Source organism: Paenibacillus sp. EKM211P, from assembly GCF_011066175.1.
In the GTDB taxonomy this organism is placed as follows: domain Bacteria; phylum Bacillota; class Bacilli; order Paenibacillales; family Paenibacillaceae; genus Paenibacillus; species Paenibacillus polymyxa.
In genome coordinates this window covers 135,513-152,918 of sequence record NZ_JAAMNS010000002.1, presented here as the reverse complement: position 1 = coordinate 152,918, position 17,406 = coordinate 135,513, and the positions used below count along the sequence as shown (strand labels likewise).

Annotated in this window: 19 protein-coding genes; all 19 read left to right on the top strand. The window is 44.5% G+C overall.

Annotated elements, in window-relative coordinates; translation table 11 throughout:
- Positions 1-65: 65 nt before the first annotated feature.
- The 19 genes from G9G57_RS03735 to G9G57_RS03645 all read left to right on the top strand — a co-directional run bounded on the left by G9G57_RS03735 (position 66) and on the right by G9G57_RS03645 (position 17,394).
- Positions 66-470, top strand: a complete 405-nt coding sequence (locus tag G9G57_RS03735) for a hypothetical protein (protein WP_017428162.1) — start codon at positions 66-68, stop codon at positions 468-470.
- 351 nt (positions 471-821) lie between these two features.
- On the top strand, positions 822-2,165 hold the full coding sequence (locus G9G57_RS03730; RefSeq protein ID WP_016821596.1) for an aminotransferase-like domain-containing protein: 1,344 nt from the start codon (positions 822-824) through the stop codon (positions 2,163-2,165).
- Positions 2,166-2,327: 162 nt separating this feature from the next.
- Positions 2,328-2,687 carry a histidine triad nucleotide-binding protein gene (locus G9G57_RS03725; protein WP_013372152.1) on the top strand — a complete coding sequence of 120 codons (360 nt, stop codon included), beginning with the start codon at positions 2,328-2,330 and terminating at the stop codon, positions 2,685-2,687.
- 169 nt (positions 2,688-2,856) lie between these two features.
- Entirely contained in the window at positions 2,857-3,030 is a 174-nt protein-coding gene (gene rpsU / locus G9G57_RS03720; protein ID WP_005547957.1) for a 30S ribosomal protein S21, read from the top strand.
- Between the two features lie 16 nt (positions 3,031-3,046).
- Entirely contained in the window at positions 3,047-3,490 is a 444-nt protein-coding gene (locus G9G57_RS03715) for a GatB/YqeY domain-containing protein (protein WP_013372151.1), read from the top strand.
- Positions 3,491-3,769: 279 nt separating this feature from the next.
- On the top strand, positions 3,770-5,137 hold the full coding sequence (locus G9G57_RS03710) for an NfeD family protein (RefSeq protein ID WP_164964486.1): 1,368 nt from the start codon (positions 3,770-3,772) through the stop codon (positions 5,135-5,137).
- A 42-nt stretch (positions 5,138-5,179) separates the two neighbouring features.
- Positions 5,180-6,181, top strand: a complete 1,002-nt coding sequence (gene floA, locus G9G57_RS03705; protein ID WP_016821594.1) for a flotillin-like protein FloA — start codon at positions 5,180-5,182, stop codon at positions 6,179-6,181.
- Between the two features lie 43 nt (positions 6,182-6,224).
- Complete coding sequence (locus tag G9G57_RS03700) at positions 6,225-6,803, top strand: hypothetical protein (RefSeq protein ID WP_019688053.1); 579 nt, start codon at positions 6,225-6,227, stop codon at positions 6,801-6,803.
- 422 nt (positions 6,804-7,225) lie between these two features.
- Entirely contained in the window at positions 7,226-8,635 is a 1,410-nt protein-coding gene (locus G9G57_RS03695; protein ID WP_164964485.1) for an amino acid permease, read from the top strand.
- Between the two features lie 402 nt (positions 8,636-9,037).
- Entirely contained in the window at positions 9,038-9,331 is a 294-nt protein-coding gene (gene yqfC / locus G9G57_RS03690) for a sporulation protein YqfC (protein WP_016821590.1), read from the top strand.
- On the top strand, positions 9,328-10,521 hold the full coding sequence (gene yqfD, locus G9G57_RS03685; RefSeq protein ID WP_016821589.1) for a sporulation protein YqfD: 1,194 nt from the start codon (positions 9,328-9,330) through the stop codon (positions 10,519-10,521). The genes yqfC and yqfD overlap by 4 nt, the downstream gene beginning before the upstream one ends.
- A gap of 6 nt (positions 10,522-10,527) precedes the next feature.
- Positions 10,528-11,499 (top strand): PhoH family protein, encoded by a 972-nt coding sequence (locus G9G57_RS03680; RefSeq protein WP_016821588.1) that lies wholly within the window; start codon positions 10,528-10,530, stop codon positions 11,497-11,499.
- A gap of 95 nt (positions 11,500-11,594) precedes the next feature.
- Positions 11,595-13,841, top strand: coding sequence for an HD family phosphohydrolase (locus tag G9G57_RS03675; RefSeq protein ID WP_016821587.1), 2,247 nt, complete (start codon positions 11,595-11,597; stop codon positions 13,839-13,841).
- 55 nt (positions 13,842-13,896) lie between these two features.
- Positions 13,897-14,394, top strand: coding sequence for an rRNA maturation RNase YbeY (ybeY, locus tag G9G57_RS03670; RefSeq protein WP_016821586.1), 498 nt, complete (start codon positions 13,897-13,899; stop codon positions 14,392-14,394).
- Positions 14,394-14,768, top strand: coding sequence for a diacylglycerol kinase family protein (locus G9G57_RS03665; RefSeq protein WP_016821585.1), 375 nt, complete (start codon positions 14,394-14,396; stop codon positions 14,766-14,768). Before ybeY ends, G9G57_RS03665 begins: the two co-directional genes overlap by 1 nt.
- Positions 14,769-14,824: 56 nt before the next feature.
- Complete coding sequence (gene era / locus G9G57_RS03660; RefSeq protein ID WP_016821584.1) at positions 14,825-15,727, top strand: GTPase Era; 903 nt, start codon at positions 14,825-14,827, stop codon at positions 15,725-15,727.
- 449 nt (positions 15,728-16,176) lie between these two features.
- Positions 16,177-16,314 carry a YqzL family protein gene (locus G9G57_RS03655; protein ID WP_013372137.1) on the top strand — a complete coding sequence of 46 codons (138 nt, stop codon included), beginning with the start codon at positions 16,177-16,179 and terminating at the stop codon, positions 16,312-16,314.
- Between the two features lie 42 nt (positions 16,315-16,356).
- Positions 16,357-17,109 carry a DNA repair protein RecO gene (gene recO, locus G9G57_RS03650; protein WP_016821583.1) on the top strand — a complete coding sequence of 251 codons (753 nt, stop codon included), beginning with the start codon at positions 16,357-16,359 and terminating at the stop codon, positions 17,107-17,109.
- Between the two features lie 138 nt (positions 17,110-17,247).
- Positions 17,248-17,394, top strand: coding sequence for a hypothetical protein (locus G9G57_RS03645; RefSeq protein WP_155399770.1), 147 nt, complete (start codon positions 17,248-17,250; stop codon positions 17,392-17,394).
- Positions 17,395-17,406 lie beyond the last annotated feature (12 nt).

Sequence of the window (17,406 nt, the reverse complement as noted above, 5' to 3'; positions counted from 1 at the left end):
TGTAGCACAAAGCCCGTTTTTGAATAACATACGGTATACATGCAAGAGTCTAGGAGGAAACAACCATGGAAAAAAGCATGATAACCGAAAATGTTACAGCATCGCAACAGATGGATGCTAAAACACTATGTCAACAGCATATGCATCGTTATGTATGCGTATGGGTAAAGGATGGGACAATGTATGACGGAATAGTAGAGCATGTGGATGATGAAAAGATATACTTAGCCGTTCCTATGGGTGGAGAAGAAATGGAGAATGTTAATCTCCCCTATCCGCCCAACAATTGTGGATGCGGCTCCCGTGCTTATGGCGGCTATGCATCTTATCCTCCGTACCCTTATCCGTACCCTTACCCGGTCCCAGTACCCGCCTATGCGTATGGATTCCCATACGGACGTCGCCGCTTTAATCGCTTGATTCTGCCACTTGCTGCGTTGACAGCGATTAGTTTACTGCCTTACTACTAATCCGATCTTCTTCGTTGCCTGACCATCGTTCTACTCTCTCCCGCCTAAAGCCCTTGTACAGTATAAGTGGCTATATAGGCGTATCCATACATCATCACTAAGTAAGGCTGTTTCTTCCAGCATGAAGAAACAGCCTCTTTTTCACATCTACCGTCTCAATATGTTAATGAGCTATAACGCTTACAGCCTTTATCGAGGTTACAATTATTTATGAATGGAGACTGTATGGGTACAGTTTAGTGAAAAGAGGTATCCTGTTTATCTAAAAACCATGTTAACATCAAGCGTGTACAGAAACATAAGAAGGAATAAGCATATAAAGAGGATGTACTGAACAGGCAGGAGGATATCGTGAAAAAATATGTTTCGGTTTTATTAGATATAGAGCTTAAAATTCGCGAGGGACAATATAGATCTGGTTACAAGCTGCCATCGGTCCGTGATGCTTCGGAGCTATACAAGTGCAGCAAAAGCACAATTCTGCGAGCCTATGCTGAACTTGAAAGGAAGCATGCCATTTATTCCATACCGCAAAGCGGATACTATGTAGTGGAAAACCCCAGTGACGTACACCATAGCCATATTTCCGACTACGTTGATTTTGCTTCAGCATCCCCGGATTTAAATGTATTTCCATATCTAGATTTTCAACATTGTCTAAATCAGGCTATTGACACTTACAAATATCATCTGTTCACATATGGGGATTCGCAAGGATTGGAAACATTGCGACATACGCTCGTCTCTCATTTGGCTGATACTCAGGTGTTTGCAAAAACAGATCGGATTATCGTTACTTCAGGTGTTCAACAAGCATTAGAAATACTCGCGAAAATGCCGTTTCCCAATGGCAAAGAAAAGATTTTGGTCGAGCAGCCCAGCTACGATATTTATTTGCGTTTTTTGGAGGAAGAGAGCATACCCGTCAATGCGATTGCACGGACAGCGGAAGGTCTAGATTTTTATGAGTTGGAGAACCAATTTAAGCAGGGTAACATCAAATTTTTTTATACCATGTCAAGGCATCATAATCCTCTTGGTATCTCATATAACACGGAGGAACGAAAAACGATAGCTGCCTTGGCTGCGAAATATGATGTGTACATCGTAGAAGATGACTATATGGCTGATTTGGGAGTTGATCATCTTGTTGATCCTATTTATGCATACGATCAGACAGAGCACACTATTTACTTGAAAAGCTTCTCAAAAATCATTTTCCCTGGCTTGCGATTAGGGGTTGCGGTACTGCCAGAAAACTTATTAAAGACGTTCAGTACCTATAAAAGATATGTTGACACATCCATTTTGTCTCAGGCAGCACTTGATATCTATATTAAAAATGGAATGTATGAACGCCATAAACACACGATATCCAAACTGTATTCGGAGCGCGTTCGTATTCTGAACAAGGCGGTGGAACGATACAATCAGTCCGGGTACATTCAAACTCCAGCTGCAACCTCAGGTGTTTATACGCAGTTTAAGCTGCCGAGGACGGTGAATTTGGAACGTTTGGTACACAGTCTTAACGCGAGAAGCATCCAAGTTGTAGCTGGAAAAGGCTTTTATTTATCAAGCTACAGGGAACAAGAAAAATTTTTGCGCATAAGTATTTCGCGTGCACAGCCGGATCTAATTGATAAAGGAGTTAAATCTATAGTAGAGGAAGTTAGTAAGGGAAACTGGTATTAAGCCCCATTTTCCGTTATGATACATATAGAAACAAAGGCATAACCAATCATGATTGGTTATGTTTCTGTTTGGTGTGGAAAATACATAACTTTGAATGCCGAGAGCAAGGACTGCTGATGTTTAATTGCTTATGATCGGCTCACTGCCAAAGGAGGGTTTTGAATGGACGATCTGTTTTTGAAAATTGTGGATGGAAGCATTCCCAGCAAAAAGGTGTTGGAAACCGACAATGTGCTCGCATTTCATGACATCCAGCCTGCGGCGCCAGTACACGTGCTCATTATTCCAAAAAAATACATTCCTTCAATGAATGCTGTAACGGAGGAGGATCTTCCTCTTATCGCGGAGATTCATCGTGTTGCGGTTGAGGTTGCGAAAAAGTTGGGAATCGCTGAGTCTGGTTATCGGTTGATTAACAACTGCGGTCCGGATAGTGGACAAGCGGTAGGACATCTGCATTATCACTTGCTGGGCGGCGCCAAATTAGGTGCCTTGACAGGTATTTCGGACTCACATTCTTAAAAATGACAGAGCTAGTCTTTTCAGTAATGCGGAAGTGACGGGAAAAAAGTTCCTTCTATGTACTCATTTTTTCTTATAGGTTGACACCTGGTTTCCGTTTCACCTATAATAAAATTTGATGAACCGTGTTATTGCTCTTGGACGGTCTGGTCGGAGGGAGGGAAAACTGGTGTCTGAAACTAAAGTTCGCAAAAACGAGACAATTGATGCTGCACTTCGTCGCTTTAAACGCTCCATTGCTAAGGATGGCGTATTGGCTGAGGTGAAGAAACGCAAGCATTATGAAAAGCCAAGCGTAAAGCGCAAGAAAAAGTCCGAGGCTGCTCGTAAGAGAAAGTTCTAGGAGGATCTAAGTAATCATGAATTTGAGCGAACGATTGAACGAAGATATGAAGCAAGCAATGAAGAGTAAGGACAAGTTCAAACTCTCCACCATTCGAATGGTTCGTTCTACGATTAAAAATCTTGAAATAGATTTGAAACGGAATTTGGACGACAACGAAGTGCTTGATATTCTGAGTCGTGAGATCAAACAGCGAAAAGATGCCCTCCATGAGTTTGAAAAAGCCGGTCGTGATGAACTTGCGACAAGCACTAAAGCAGAAATAGAGATCATCGCTCAGTACCTTCCTGAACAACTTTCTGAAGAAGAAATTAAAGTTATTGTACAGCAGACCATCCAGGAAACCGGTGCTTCTTCGAAAGCCGAGATGGGGAAAGTAATGACGGCCTTGATGCCTAAGGTAAAAGGTCGTGCTGACGGTAAGCTCGTGAACCAAGCGGTTCAGCAATTTCTGCAATAAACCTGCGACAAACAGGAAAACACAACACCCTCTGTTCACAGAGGGTGTTATTTCTATATGTGTGATGCCTGCCATAAAAGAGAATGGTGGAAAACGCCTTCATGAAAGCGCTTCCCGTAATTGTGTGAAACGTGATGTCCATTAGGGGCGTAAAGTATTTGACAGGCGTCAGGATTAGCAATATACCCAATAATTTCACATTAAATCCTGAAAACTGTTTAGTTTGTCTAACAAAGTTTGGTATGCTGTAACAAGGAAAGATCGAAAGGGGGGAAAGAAATGCATAGAGAGCATCACCACTCCAGCCGCAAATTGGTCTTTTTAACGTTGTGGATTATGATATCCGTTCTGTTGTTACCCTTAGTTTATTCTGGATCAGCGGCAGCTCAAACAAAGGGTGGAGCTGTGTTTGTTATACCAGTTGATCAGGAAATTGAACAGGGTCTGGGCAAATTTATGGAGCGTGGATTTGCAGAAGCGGTTGATTCCAAAGCAGGTCTGATTTTACTGGATATTAACACTCCCGGCGGACGGGTAGATACAGCGGAGAAGCTGGGCAAACTGATTAAAGACAGTCCCATACCGACCGTAGCCTATATAAAGGGCGAAGCGGCCTCAGCGGGTAGCTATATTGCGTTGAGTGCTAACAAGATTGCTATGAAACCGGGGAGTATTATCGGAGCAGCAGCGTTAGTAGACGGCAGGGGGAATGCTATTACAGACCCAAAAACGATAGCTTGGTGGAAGAGCAGCATGGCATCTGCCGCAGAAGCTGGCGGGCGCAATCCCGATATTGCTAGAGGCATGGTCGACTCCAAATCGACTGTATCTATCCCGGAGATGAATTTTAATAAGGAAAATGGCCAGATCATTTCTTTAACCAGTGAGGAAGCGCTGAAATTGGGGTACGCGGATTACATCGCGTCTTCGGAACAAGAAGTTATCCAGTGGATGGGCTACAGTACAGATGATGTAATCCATGTGGAGCGCACATGGGCTGAAAAAGCCGCCGAGATATTGACCAACCCGATCGTGCAGACATTGCTTTTATTTGTTGGTATCGCGGGTGTAGTTATTGAACTGCTTGTACCTGGCTTTGGTGTACCGGGAATTTTAGGTGTACTTGGATTTGGATTGTATTTCTTTGGTAATTATATCGCTGGCTTTGCAGGTTCGGAGACGTGGCTGTTGTTCATTATCGGTCTGGCACTGCTTATACTTGAAATGTTTATTCCAAGCTTTGGCATTCTGGGTATTTTGGGTTCCATCAGCCTTGTCGCGGGTGTAGTCCGTGCTGCATACAACATGCAGCATGCGTTTATATCGTTAGGGATTGCTTTTGCAGCGGCTGTTGCCGTGGTGGCGATCATCGCGGTTGTCTTTAAGGACCGAGGGATATGGAACCGTTTTATACTTCAGGAACGTTTAACGGCTGACCAAGGGTTTTCTTCGGTTGTGAATCGGGAAACGTTACTAGGTCAGAGGGGGGTCAGTCTGACCCCATTACGTCCAGCTGGAACGGTGCTAATCGCTGACGAGCGAGTGGATGTCGTAACGAATGGGGAGTTTATCGCCCCGGATATGCCGATTATCGTATCCAAAGTAGAAGGCGGGCGAATTGTAGTCAAGGCAGACGCGAGCGTCTAGCGAGCTAACAACGAAGAATTAGATTAATGGAGGATGATGCGAGTGTTCGAATCGGGTATTGTCAGTATTTTGCTGATTGCCGTAGTAGTGATTATTGTATTGAGTGTGTTTTTTAGTTTCTTCCCGGTGATGCTGTGGATTTCGGCGCTGGCTTCGGGTGTGCGGATCGGTATCATTACGCTAGTAGCTATGCGGTTGCGGCGCGTCACGCCAAGCCGAATTGTCAATCCCCTCATTAAGGCTACCAAAGCTGGTCTGGGCTTGAATATCAATCAGCTGGAAAGTCATTTTCTCGCAGGGGGGAATGTAGACCGAGTGATCAATGCGTTGATTGCCGCGCAGCGCGCTAACATTCCGCTTGAATTTGAACGTGCGGCTGCGATTGATCTTGCGGGACGGGATGTTCTGCAAGCGGTCCAAATGAGCGTTAATCCGCGTGTTATTGAGACGCCTATTGTTGCTGCGGTCGCCAAGGATGGTATCGAAGTGAAGGTTAAAGCTCGTGTTACGGTGCGTGCCAACATTGATCGACTCGTCGGTGGTGCAGGAGAAGAAACGATTATTGCTCGGGTTGGTGAAGGTATCGTAACAACGGTTGGTTCCAGTAACTCGCATAAAGACGTGCTGGAAAATCCAGATTCCATTTCGAGAACCGTACTATCCAAAGGTTTGGATGCAGGGACAGCATTTGAGATTCTGTCGATTGATATTGCAGATGTTGATGTAGGTAAAAATATCGGTGCCTTCCTGCAAACAGAGCAGGCGGAAGCAGACAAACGTATTGCGCAGGCAAAAGCCGAAGAACGGCGTGCGATGGCTGTAGCGCAAGAACAGGAAATGAAGGCACGTGTTGTAGAAATGAGAGCGCGCGTGGTGGAATCCGAATCCGAAGTGCCTCTGGCAATGGCTGAAGCGCTGCGTAGTGGTAAACTTGGCGTCATGGACTATATGAATTTAAAAAATATTGAGGCAGATACGCAAATGCGTAGTTCCTTAGGCAAACCGAATGAGAACTCGGGGAATGATAACAAGAACCGGGATTAACTAATGGACGGGCCGATGAACTATAGCAGTTAGGCGGTGAGTAATGAATTTTATCAGCTGGATCTTTGACCATTTGTATATCTTGATCGTGATTGGCTTTGCACTGGTGTCCTTTTTGGGGAAAAGCATTCAAGGTGGAGATCGGAAATCTTCCCCGCGGCAAGGTATGCCTACCTTTGGTGGTGATCATGGTTCGCGCGGGTCCTCGACGTCGTCCAGACCTTTCACAACGGAACCTGAGATAGAGCGACGTCAGCAAGATGTTACTGGAGAGCTGCAACGTCAATTTCCTAATGAGCGACGGGCGGTGATGGAAGCTCGTCGTATAGAAGAAGTGGGGGACGGGCTGAAAAAGGAAGAACAGATGGACCAAGATTCATTAGATAACGGTACGACTCTAGAGGATCGGATTCGTATTATGGAAGAAGAGCGAAGGATGGTTTTAGCCCGACTCGATCGTATATCCAATGCGAGTGATTCGGAGGAAATTACAGATGGGCTAGAGCAAACTTCTCAAGAGCGGGGTACCGTGAATGCAGCTGACCTACGCAGAGGTGTAATTTGGGCAGAGATATTAGGCCCTCCGCGTTCCAAGCGTTACATGGGTGGAGGAAGACGTTAAAATGATAGTGATCCGTCACGGCTTTGGCTGTGGCGGATCTTTTTTTTGCGATGTTTTTAGCAATACATAAACTTGCTAGAATAAAAAAAGACCTAACGACAAATGCTCAAATTACCTAACAACGAATGTGATGATCTCATATATGCTACATTCTTCTGACATTTACTGTCATCTAAAAAGACGGCATTTTGTCTAATTTAGAATCTCATTTGTGAAAATACTTATGTGAAAAATGATCAAATGTAACAATATGAACGAAGCCTTCCAAAAGTCGTTTTCATTTTTTCTTTTTTATATATAATGTTCTCAACGATAGAACTTATGAAAATTTACCCCATATTTAGCTAAAATTTGATTTATATCGAGGTGATGTCACAGGGTTATACAAAAAGTAAAAATTTATGTTTAGGAGGATGGGATGGATGGGGAATAGCTTGTTCAGAAAGAAGAACATTGATCAACTGATCGCTGCTACACGTGGGGAAAAAGCACTTAAAAGGGAATTGGGTGCGTTTGATTTAACAATGCTTGGGATTGGAGCCATTATCGGAACGGGAATTTTTGTTTTGACAGGTACGGGAGCAGTTACGGCTGGTCCGGGTTTGGTAATGTCTTTTGTGATTGCGGGGCTCGCTTGTTTGTTCGCAGCATTGGCTTATGCTGAGTTTGCTTCCACCGTTCCAGTATCCGGTTCTGTTTACACTTTTACATATGCTACGATGGGAGAGCTATTGGCTTTTATTATCGGATGGGATTTAATTTTGGAATATATGTTGGCTGCCAGCGCTGTTTCAGCAGGTTGGTCGGGTTATTTTGTATCCTTTTTGAAAGGAATTGGTCTTCATATCCCGGTTGAATTCACTGCTGCGCCAGGAGCTTTAAAAGACCGAACTACTTATTTTAACCTTCCAGCTTTTTTAATTTTGATGGCTATCACATTCTTGCTTTATTTTGGAATAAAAGAATCCAAACGAATTAACAACATCATGGTTATTGTAAAAATTGTTGTCGTTTTATTGTTTATTATTGTTGCTGCTAAATATGTGAAGCCAGACAACTGGACACCATTTATGCCGTTTGGGTTCAGTGGGGTGTTTGGAGCCGCAGCCCTTGTGTTTTTTGCTTTCATTGGCTTTGATGCTGTTTCATCAGCTGCTGAAGAAACCAAAAATCCAGCTCGTGATTTACCACGTGGCATTATTTTCTCGCTTGCTATTTGTACGCTTTTGTATGTGATCGTTAGCGCGATTATGACAGGTATTGTGCCGTTTATGCAATTTGAAGGTATCTCCCATCCGGTGTCATTAGTTTTGCAGGTTGCCGGTCAGAATTGGGTGGCGGGTATTGTGGATATCGGAGCCATCTTGGGGATGACAACGGTCATGCTGGTAATGTTATATGGTCAAACCCGTATTATGTTTGCGATGTCACGTGATGGCTTAGTACCTAAAGTATTGTCAAAGGTTCATTCCAAATATAAAACACCCTATATTAACACGTTGTTTTTTGGTACTTTATCTGCATTAATGGGTGGGTTGATCCCGCTGGATGAGTTAGCAAGCTTGGTGAACATTGGAACCTTATCAGCATTTATTCTGATTTCAGTCGCTGTCATAGTGATGAGAAAAACACAACCTGATTTGCCAAGAGCCTTCCGATGTCCTGGGGTTCCATTTATTCCTATTCTGGCTATCATTTCATGTGGGGTTCTTATTCTTAATCTGAATGGTCAAACGTTTATTCGTTTTATCATTTGGCTTGTTATTGGTATGGTTATTTACTTTTTATACTCCCGAAAAAACTCTCTTTTGAATCAGGATTCCGAAAACTAACCATTTCATACTGTGAAACTAAAAAGACAGCCTTGTTTTGATATGAAAACGAGGTTGTCTTTTTTTATGTGAATTTTTATAAAGCATGGTCTTTTTCCTCTTTAATATTGCAGTTGCTACGAATTGTAAGTTTAGCCTCATAAATGCGATGACTGGATCATAAAATGTACAGTACAGATATCTGTGACGCTGGTGTAACAGTGTCCAGTGATGATCGAGACATAGGATAAACCGAATAGTCATAACAAGCGATTAAAAAAGCAGCATAGCTGCTGTCGTAACAACGATGGAGTGCTAATGGTAATAACAGAAGATTATAAAAAAGCAGCATAGCTGCCATCAACACAACTATTAGCCGTTGGATAACAGTTGTTCTGATGACAGGAAAGGAGATTTCGCCGTATGAGCCGGATGAGCCGCAAACTGCGAAAGTGGGCCAGCGAGACGTTGGAGCTTCCGCAGGATATTCTATTTGATCTGCCGCGGTTAACCCTCATCGGCAGCCGCCAGCTTTATGTAGAAAATCACCGGGGTGTGGTGGATTTTACACCAGACCAGCTCGTACTTGCACTTGCGCAAGGCAGGCTAAGAGTGTCAGGCCATGATCTAATCATTACGTCTATCCTGCCAGACCAGGTAAGTGTAGAGGGACATATTACGGATATTCAATTGGAAGGAACGGAGGAAGGCTCGTGAAACATCCCGCTTTAGCAAAGCTGCGTGGCACGGTTACCCTAGCTGTCGAGGGCGAAAGTGTGGAAGCTTTCATTAATTTACTCACTGATCACCATATACCTGTTTGGAACGTGCGGCCGATGGGTACTAGACTTGCAGAAATGAACCTTCTGCTGCCGCACGTCTTCCTGTTGCGTCCGCTTTTGAGAAGGACAGGCTGCAAAATGCATGTTCTCAAACGTCAAGGACTTCCCTTTACTGTTGTACGACTCGCCAAACGTAAATTTTTTCTCGCAGGACTGGCCTTGTTCTGGATAGGACTCCTGCTGATGTCATCGCTCATCTGGGACATTGAAGTGAAGGGGAATGACAAGCTCCCAACGGAAGCTGTTCTCAAAGCAGCCCGACAGGAGGGGCTTTATCCGTTTCAATGGAGTTTTCGCCTTTCCAGCCAGGACAAGCTTTCGCGCGCACTCATGCAGAAGCTTCCAGAGGCATCCTGGATCGGTGTGGAAAGGCAGGGAACCTTGGTGACAATTCAGGTCGTTGAAGCTTCACAGCCTACTCCCCCGCCGCTCTACAGTCCACGTCATCTCATCAGTAAGGCGGACGCGGTAGTCACTGAAATTTTTGCCGAGCAGGGACGTCCTGTTGTGCATAAAAATACACGGGTCAAAAAAGGAGCTATTCTCATTTCAGGAACGCTTGGAGATGAGGAGAATCAGCAACAGGTCGTAGCCAAAGGAGAGATTAAGGGGCTTGTGTGGCATGAATATGAAATTAGTAGTCCCATGGTACGACGCAGCAGCACATATACGGGGAATAGCCACGATCGCTTGTATCTGGTGCTAGGCAACCGTGCGATACAATTGTGGGGATATGGGAAAATACCTTATTCTACACATAAAACAACCGTTGAACATGATCCGCTAACATGGCGTTCTTACAAACTTCCGATGGGTTGGATGAATGAAAGTGTGAGGGAGACCAAGATACAAGAGCAGAAGTTAACGGAAACAGAAGCCAAAATGTCAGGAATAGAAGGCGCACGCGCGGATATTTTAGCTAAATACGGCAAAGGAACGAAAATAATGAGCCAAAAAATTTTGCATGAGAAGAGAGAGAATGGTAAAGTTTATATGAAAGTACTTTTTGAAGTGGAACAGGATATTGCGGAAGAACTTCCGTTAGTTCATAACCAAGGAGAATGAGGCTATTTGGCAGAACAACAACGCAGCATACAAATTGCATTGAACAGTGCGGGAGAAGGTCAGGCGTTATTCGGCCCGCAGGATTCCTTTTTAAAATTGATCGAAGCAGCTATTCCTGCAAAAATAGCATCTCGTGAGGCGGAAATTAATGTTTTTGGAGATGCTCACGAAGTGGAAGTGCTCGAACAATTGTTCGATGTTTTGCTCCAGTTAATTCGTAATGGGTATATACTGACCGAAAGGGATGTCCATTATGCGATTGAGCTGGCAAAAGATCTGCGCGCCGATCAGTTGCTTGATTTGTTCAAGGGAGAAATTACGACAACGTTTCGGGGCAAACCGATTCGTGTCAAAACGATTGGACAGAAGCACTATGTAACCACGATTAAAAAACGCGATATTGTATTTGGGATTGGCCCAGCGGGTACTGGTAAAACCTATCTGGCTGTAGTGCTGGCCGTAGCTGCTCTAAAGGAAGGTTCAGTCAAGCGTATTGTACTGACTCGTCCTGCGGTAGAAGCTGGTGAGAACTTGGGCTTTTTGCCCGGGGATTTACAGGAAAAGGTTGATCCGTATTTACGCCCGTTGTATGATGCCCTATACGATGTGATGGGTCCTGAGCAGACGGCAAAAGCGTTGGAGCGCGGGTTGATAGAAATTGCGCCACTGGCTTATATGCGGGGTCGTACGCTGGATGACTCATTTATTATTTTGGATGAAGCCCAAAATACCACACCAGAACAAATGAAAATGTTTTTGACTCGACTTGGCTTCGGTTCCAAAATGGTTATTACCGGCGATGTTACACAAATTGATTTACCTCGTGGCAAAAAATCCGGTCTAATTGAAGCAAATGCGATTTTAAAAGGGATTGAGGAAATAGGCTTTGTCCAGTTTGCGGAAGAGGATGTTGTCCGTCATTCCCTGGTTCAAAAAATCATCGTCGCTTATGACCGTGTTGCTGAAAATCAAGCATAAGCCCTTGAGCACGAGTATAGTGGGTATGATCAGAAAACGAACAAAATGAGCAGCATAGCTGCCTTGAAAAAGATGATGGAGAGGGATTGTTTTAGATGACCTCGAAGGAATTATCTAAAGGAAAAACGTTCCAGCATAGAATGAATGGATGGAAGTATAGCGTGGCGACACGCTATCTTCTGTTTTTATTTTTGGTGGTTCTTTTTTATGTGGGTTTTGCGTCCAAGCTGCTTCCCGAACGCTATGACATCCGGGTGAATCAACCGAGTGAAAAGGAAATTGTCGCTCCAATGCAGCTTCCTAACAGTAAGGCGACTTTGAAGGCCCAAGAGGAATCTGCTGAGCGCGTGCAGCCCATGTATACCATTGTACCGATCCGCAACGATAACCTGATTACCGGTATTTTGGATCGAATTGAACGGCTCAATCAGGATGATCAGGTTTCCAGAGCAGACAAGATTTCGATTTATAAGGATGAGATTCCTCAACGTGCACGGGAATTCGTGCAAAATTTTGTGAACAACAGCCGTAATGCGGATGCCTACCCAGATAAATTGCTGGATGAGGTGCTGGAAAAAACGAAAGAGCAAACGTACCGAATCCCAGAGGAGACATACATCAAAATTCCGCGACTTACATCTGAGGATATTGCCGAAATGCGGCCCGTAGCCCGTGAGATTGTAACAGGATTGATGAATGATCAAATTACGGATGCCCAGACGGCTCGAGCCAAGGTAGCTGAACGGGTGAGTACAAGCTCTCTTACTAAACGTACCTCCCGGGAGGTTGTTCAGGAACTTGCAAGGCTTGTGATTACAGCCAACAAGTTTTATGATGATACAGCTACGAAGGACGCTAAAGTACAGGCTCGTGAAGATACACCGACAGTTTACATTAAACAGGGTGAAGTACTTGTTAAAAAGGGTGAGATTATTACCCAGGAAATCTATACACTGCTTGATGAGAATGAGCTGCTCAAGGATAAAATCAACTATTGGCCACAATTTGGCCTGCTGTTGCTGTCTATGATGCTGGCATTGGGTCTGTTTATGTATATTCGTCAATTTCAATCACGAACACGAAACTTCAAGTATAATAATGCACAGTTGCTCATGCTGGTGTTAATCTTTGTGATTACAGTGGGAGCTATGCTGTTAATTTCTATACTGCAGACTAGTGAACGATCCTACCTCGGCTATCTGGCACCTATCGCACTTGGAGCTATGCTTGTAACGTTGTTGCTTGATATGTCGCTGGCATTCGTATGTGCCGTTATATTCAGTATATTGGCAAGTGTTATTTTGAATGTTCGTCAGGGACAAATTTTTGATTTTAATTTTGGTTTTTTTGCCCTTGTGGTCTGTCTGGCGTCGATTTTTTCTACCCACCGGGCCAGCCAGCGTTCAACGCTGTTCAAGGGATCTATTATGGTATGCCTGTTCGGGGCTCTGGCTGTTTTTTCTTTGGCGCTGATTGACCAAGGGAACTGGACTCAAACAACGACACTCTATGGGGTAGCCTTTGCTTTTGCAGGTGGTCTGGTTACAGCGATCCTTGTTATAGGGCTAATGCCATTTTTTGAATCCACCTTTGGCATCTTGTCGGCACTGAAGCTTGTCGAATTGTCAAATCCTAATCATCCATTGCTCCGCAAGCTACTTACCGAGACTCCCGGAACATATCATCATAGTGTAATGGTAGGTAATCTGTCGGAGGCCGCAGCGGAGGCTATAGGAGCAAATGGGTTGTTGTGCCGGGTTGGTTCGTATTATCATGACATTGGTAAAACCAAAAGGCCTTCGTACTTCATTGAAAATCAAAATGGGATGGAAAATCCGCATGATACAATAGAGCCCAAGCTTAGTAAATCCATCATTATAGCCCATGCCCGTGATGGTGTGGAAATGCAATTGGATTACAAGCTACCCAAGCCGATTCGTGATATAGCCGAACAACACCACGGAACGACATTTCTGCACTATTTTTACCACAAGGCATTGCGTGAGGCGGAAGAACGGGGGGTGGAGCCTGACTTCACAGAGGATGATTTCCGTTATCCGGGACCGAAGGCTCAGTCGAAAGAGGCTGCTGTAGTAGGAATTGCTGATAGCGTGGAAGCAGCCGTTCGATCCTTGCGAAAACCTACGGTGGAGCAGGTAGAATCCATGATTGAAAAAATTATTAAGAGCCGTCTTGATGATCACCAGTTTAACGACTGTGAACTGACCATGAGGGAGCTTGATATCGTGGCCCAAACGCTCAAGGAAACAGTAATGGGAATTTTTCATTCCCGTATTGAATATCCAGAGGAAAGACCTAAGCCCGAAAGTGGAAAAGCTTAATATTACTTGTGCATGAAGCACAGCTAAAGGATTAGAATTAAAAGGAGCGGTTGGCATGGGCCTTCAATTAGCTTGGAATAATGAACAAAACGATATGGTAATTAACGAATCGTTGATCACGCTGCTGAACACCTTATTAGAGGAGGCTGGCAAAGCGGAAGGGGTTATGGACGGTGAGGTTGCCCTTACTTTCGTGAATGATGATCAAATACATGAGTTGAACAGGGATTATCGCGGAATTGATCGTCCTACTGATGTGTTGTCTTTTGCTATGAAGGAAACACTAGATGAAGAGCTTGAAATAATTTACGAACCGACGGAAGAAAATCCTTTAAACGATGTACCGGATGTTCTAGGAGATATTATTATTTCTGTACAGACAGCCCAAGCTCAAAGCGAAGAATATGGACATTCGATTGAGCGTGAAATCGGTTTTTTGTTTGTTCACGGTTTTCTGCATCTGTTAGGCTATGATCATCAAGACGATGCAAGTGAAGCGGAAATGATGGGTAAGCAGGAAGCTGTGCTGGCTCAAGTGGGGTTGACACGGTAATGAGACGTCAGCCTTGGAGAATGACCTTTCGCTATGCCGCAGAAGGCGTGGTATACGCTCTGCGTACGCAAGTAAATATGCGGATACATGCGGTCGTGGCGCTCCTTGTCATTGTGGCAGGGTTAACTCTGCGCATCTCCCGGCTCGACTGGTTATTCGTGTGCATGGCCATTGCCATAGTCATGGTAGCCGAACTGATCAACACCGCTGTTGAAGCAGCGGTGGATCTAATCTCACCTGATATTCATCCGCTGGCCAAAGCGGCTAAAGACACCGCCGCCGGAGCCGTGCTCCTGGCAGCGGTTTTTGCTGTAATTATTGGCATATTTGTATTTTATAGACCTTTGTTGACGTTAATGAGTCAGCTGCTTTAATGAAAAAAACAAAAATAAAAATTAGGTGCTTAATCGCGCTGGAGGAAATAAAAAAAATGGCTAAGAAACAGTTTAAATCCGGCTTTGTCGCAATTGTTGGCAGACCCAATGTCGGAAAATCAACATTGATGAACCATGTCATTGGGCAGAAGATTGCCATCATGTCAGACAAACCCCAAACGACACGGAATAAAATTCACGGTGTATACACCACAGAGGACACACAAATTGTATTTTTGGATACACCGGGGATTCACAAGCGCCAGTCAAAACTGGGCGATTATATGAATCAGACCGCTTTTAATACATTGGGTGAGGTAGAAGCGGTACTTTTTCTTATTGACGCTGCTGAAGGTTTGGGCGGAGGCGACCGTTTTATTGCGGAACAGCTTAAACAAGTCAAAACACCAGTTATATTGGTGTTGAATAAAATTGACCGCATTGAGCCGGAGGCATTGTTGCCCCTGATTGAGCAGTATCGCAAGTTGTATGACTTTGCGGAAATTGTGCCGATCTCGGCCAAAATGGGCAATAATGTAAACACTCTGTTGGACCAGATTCAAAAATACTTGCCAGAAGGTCCGCAATATTATCCTGATGACCAAATTACCGACCATCCAGAGCAGTTTGTCATTGCCGAGCTGGTTCGGGAAAAGATTTTGCACATGACACGTGAGGAAGTACCCCATTCTATTGCGGTTATGATTGAAGACATGAAAGTACAGGATAATGGTGTAGTGCATATTATGGCGGTTATTTTTGTAGAGCGTGATTCCCAGAAGGGGATCATTATCGGCAAACAGGGAGCCATGCTCAAAGAGGTGGGCAAACAAGCTCGCCAGGATATCCAAAATTTGCTAGGCTCCAAAATTTTCTTGGAACTTTGGGTTAAAGTCAAAAAAGACTGGCGCAACCAGGAACGTGTCCTTCGTGACCTGGGCTTCCATCGCGACGCTTAAAAGCAGATATCGATTCTACCATCACTTTGGTCGTCAAAGGTTTATTGAGGCTAAAATTGATGTTAAATAATATGTATAGTTGTTGTAAGTATCATAAAAAAGCCGTACCGATCTCTACGACGGAGATAAGTATCAGTCTTCTAATCATCCCAAGCGCCGCGCATAAGCGGCGCTTAACTTCTTGCTCTTACCCTTTCTTCCAGCGATGAAATAAGGAGTGCTTTTTAAAAGAGCTATTGTAACTGTATGCACGTTGTAGCGGAGCGAAGAATTTGAATCCGAAGAAGCGTCAGCGATCGTAAGATCAAATCATTCGCGAAGCGGTGACCAGACCGTACACAGTAGCCTTTTTCAACGTAATCCATTAGTTTCATCGCATACTTCTTCCCTCTTCGCATCATCCTATTTTTGAGATGCAGACGTCATTTCCGAAGAAAGGATGAATACGAATGCGAGATTTTTCGTGGAAGTATTTTGCGATGACTGGAGATGTCGGTGCGTATCTGTTATACAGGGAGAGCGCCGTGACAAGGGAGCAAGACACGGATGAAGGAGAGTCGGACGAGCATGAAGAAGCCCGTGAATAGAGCGAACCACTGGCTTCTTCGCGAATGTTTGGGGGAAGAAGCATGCTTTACAGGATGGAAGGAATCGTCATCCGCAGCATGGATTACGGTGAGGGGAACAAAATTATTACGCTTTGCACCGAAAGCGGAGGCAAAGTAGGTGTGCTGGTCAGAGGCGCGAAAAAATCCAAAAGCCGTCATGCTGCTTTAACGCAGCCGTTTACGTACGGTGAATTTGTTTTTTTTCGTAACACAGGCTTAGGCACACTGAATGCCGGTGAAATTATCCAATCCCACCATACACTGCGCGAGGATATTACAAAGGCTGCTTACGCTTCCTATGCTTGTGAACTGCTTGATCGGGTATTACAGGATGAGGAAACAGGTGCATTTTGGTTTAAGCAGCTCAAAGCCTGTTTGGAGGCATTGGAGAGTGGCAAAGATCCGCTGATCGTCATGAGTATTTATGAATTTAAAATATTGCAGGCGGCCGGATATGCACCTCAGCTTGATGCTTGTATTTCAAGCGGTCAACAATGTGCTGATGAGGATATGTTTATCAGTCCGAGGTTAGGTGGGGTTTTGTGTCGGGGCTACAAGCATTTTGATCCAGCTGCGTTGAGTGTTGCTCCACGTACGTTGAAGCTGCTGCGCTTGTTCGCCCAAATGGATCTAAATCGACTCGGCAATATCGACGTGAAGGACTCCACCAAGCTGGAGATCAAACATGTCATGCGTCAGTTCATGGATATGCAGTTGGAGGTTAAGCTGAAATCCCGTAATTTCCTGGATCAGCTTGATAAGTACGATATGTGAAATACGGTGTTCTCTTGACTGTATCCCTGAAAACGTGTAATATCCTACTATATATCTCCTTTGGGAGCAGATGCATTGAACGAGAAAGTAACGAGACGTATTCTCTGTAGTTAGCGAGTTGGGGACGGTGTAAGCCCAGTGGGAATTGTTCGTGAACATGGCACTCTGGAGCGTCTGAATGGACACGGAAAAGAGGATTACGATCTGACTGGTGATGTAGGATCGCAATCAAGTAGGGTGGAACCGCGGGAGTCAGCTCTCGTCCCTACGTCTGTACAGGCGTAGAGGCGGGGGCTT

What these genes read in the sequence shown, in the direction of transcription:
- G9G57_RS03725 (WP_013372152.1), top strand. Translation starts at nt 2,328, where the DNA reads ATGGACGATCTGTTTTTGAAAATTGTGGATGGAAGCATTCCCAGCAAA.
- era (WP_016821584.1), top strand. Translation starts at nt 14,825, where the DNA reads ATGGCTAAGAAACAGTTTAAATCCGGCTTTGTCGCAATTGTTGGCAGA.
- G9G57_RS03715 (WP_013372151.1), top strand. Translation starts at nt 3,047, where the DNA reads ATGAATTTGAGCGAACGATTGAACGAAGATATGAAGCAAGCAATGAAG.
- G9G57_RS03735 (WP_017428162.1), top strand. Translation starts at nt 66, where the DNA reads ATGGAAAAAAGCATGATAACCGAAAATGTTACAGCATCGCAACAGATG.
- recO (WP_016821583.1), top strand. Translation starts at nt 16,357, where the DNA reads ATGCTTTACAGGATGGAAGGAATCGTCATCCGCAGCATGGATTACGGT.
- G9G57_RS03700 (WP_019688053.1), top strand. Translation starts at nt 6,225, where the DNA reads ATGAATTTTATCAGCTGGATCTTTGACCATTTGTATATCTTGATCGTG.
- G9G57_RS03675 (WP_016821587.1), top strand. Translation starts at nt 11,595, where the DNA reads ATGACCTCGAAGGAATTATCTAAAGGAAAAACGTTCCAGCATAGAATG.
- ybeY (WP_016821586.1), top strand. Translation starts at nt 13,897, where the DNA reads ATGGGCCTTCAATTAGCTTGGAATAATGAACAAAACGATATGGTAATT.
- yqfC (WP_016821590.1), top strand. Translation starts at nt 9,038, where the DNA reads ATGAGCCGGATGAGCCGCAAACTGCGAAAGTGGGCCAGCGAGACGTTG.
- G9G57_RS03655 (WP_013372137.1), top strand. Translation starts at nt 16,177, where the DNA reads ATGCGAGATTTTTCGTGGAAGTATTTTGCGATGACTGGAGATGTCGGT.
- G9G57_RS03665 (WP_016821585.1), top strand. Translation starts at nt 14,394, where the DNA reads ATGAGACGTCAGCCTTGGAGAATGACCTTTCGCTATGCCGCAGAAGGC.
- G9G57_RS03710 (WP_164964486.1), top strand. Translation starts at nt 3,770, where the DNA reads ATGCATAGAGAGCATCACCACTCCAGCCGCAAATTGGTCTTTTTAACG.
- G9G57_RS03695 (WP_164964485.1), top strand. Translation starts at nt 7,226, where the DNA reads ATGGGGAATAGCTTGTTCAGAAAGAAGAACATTGATCAACTGATCGCT.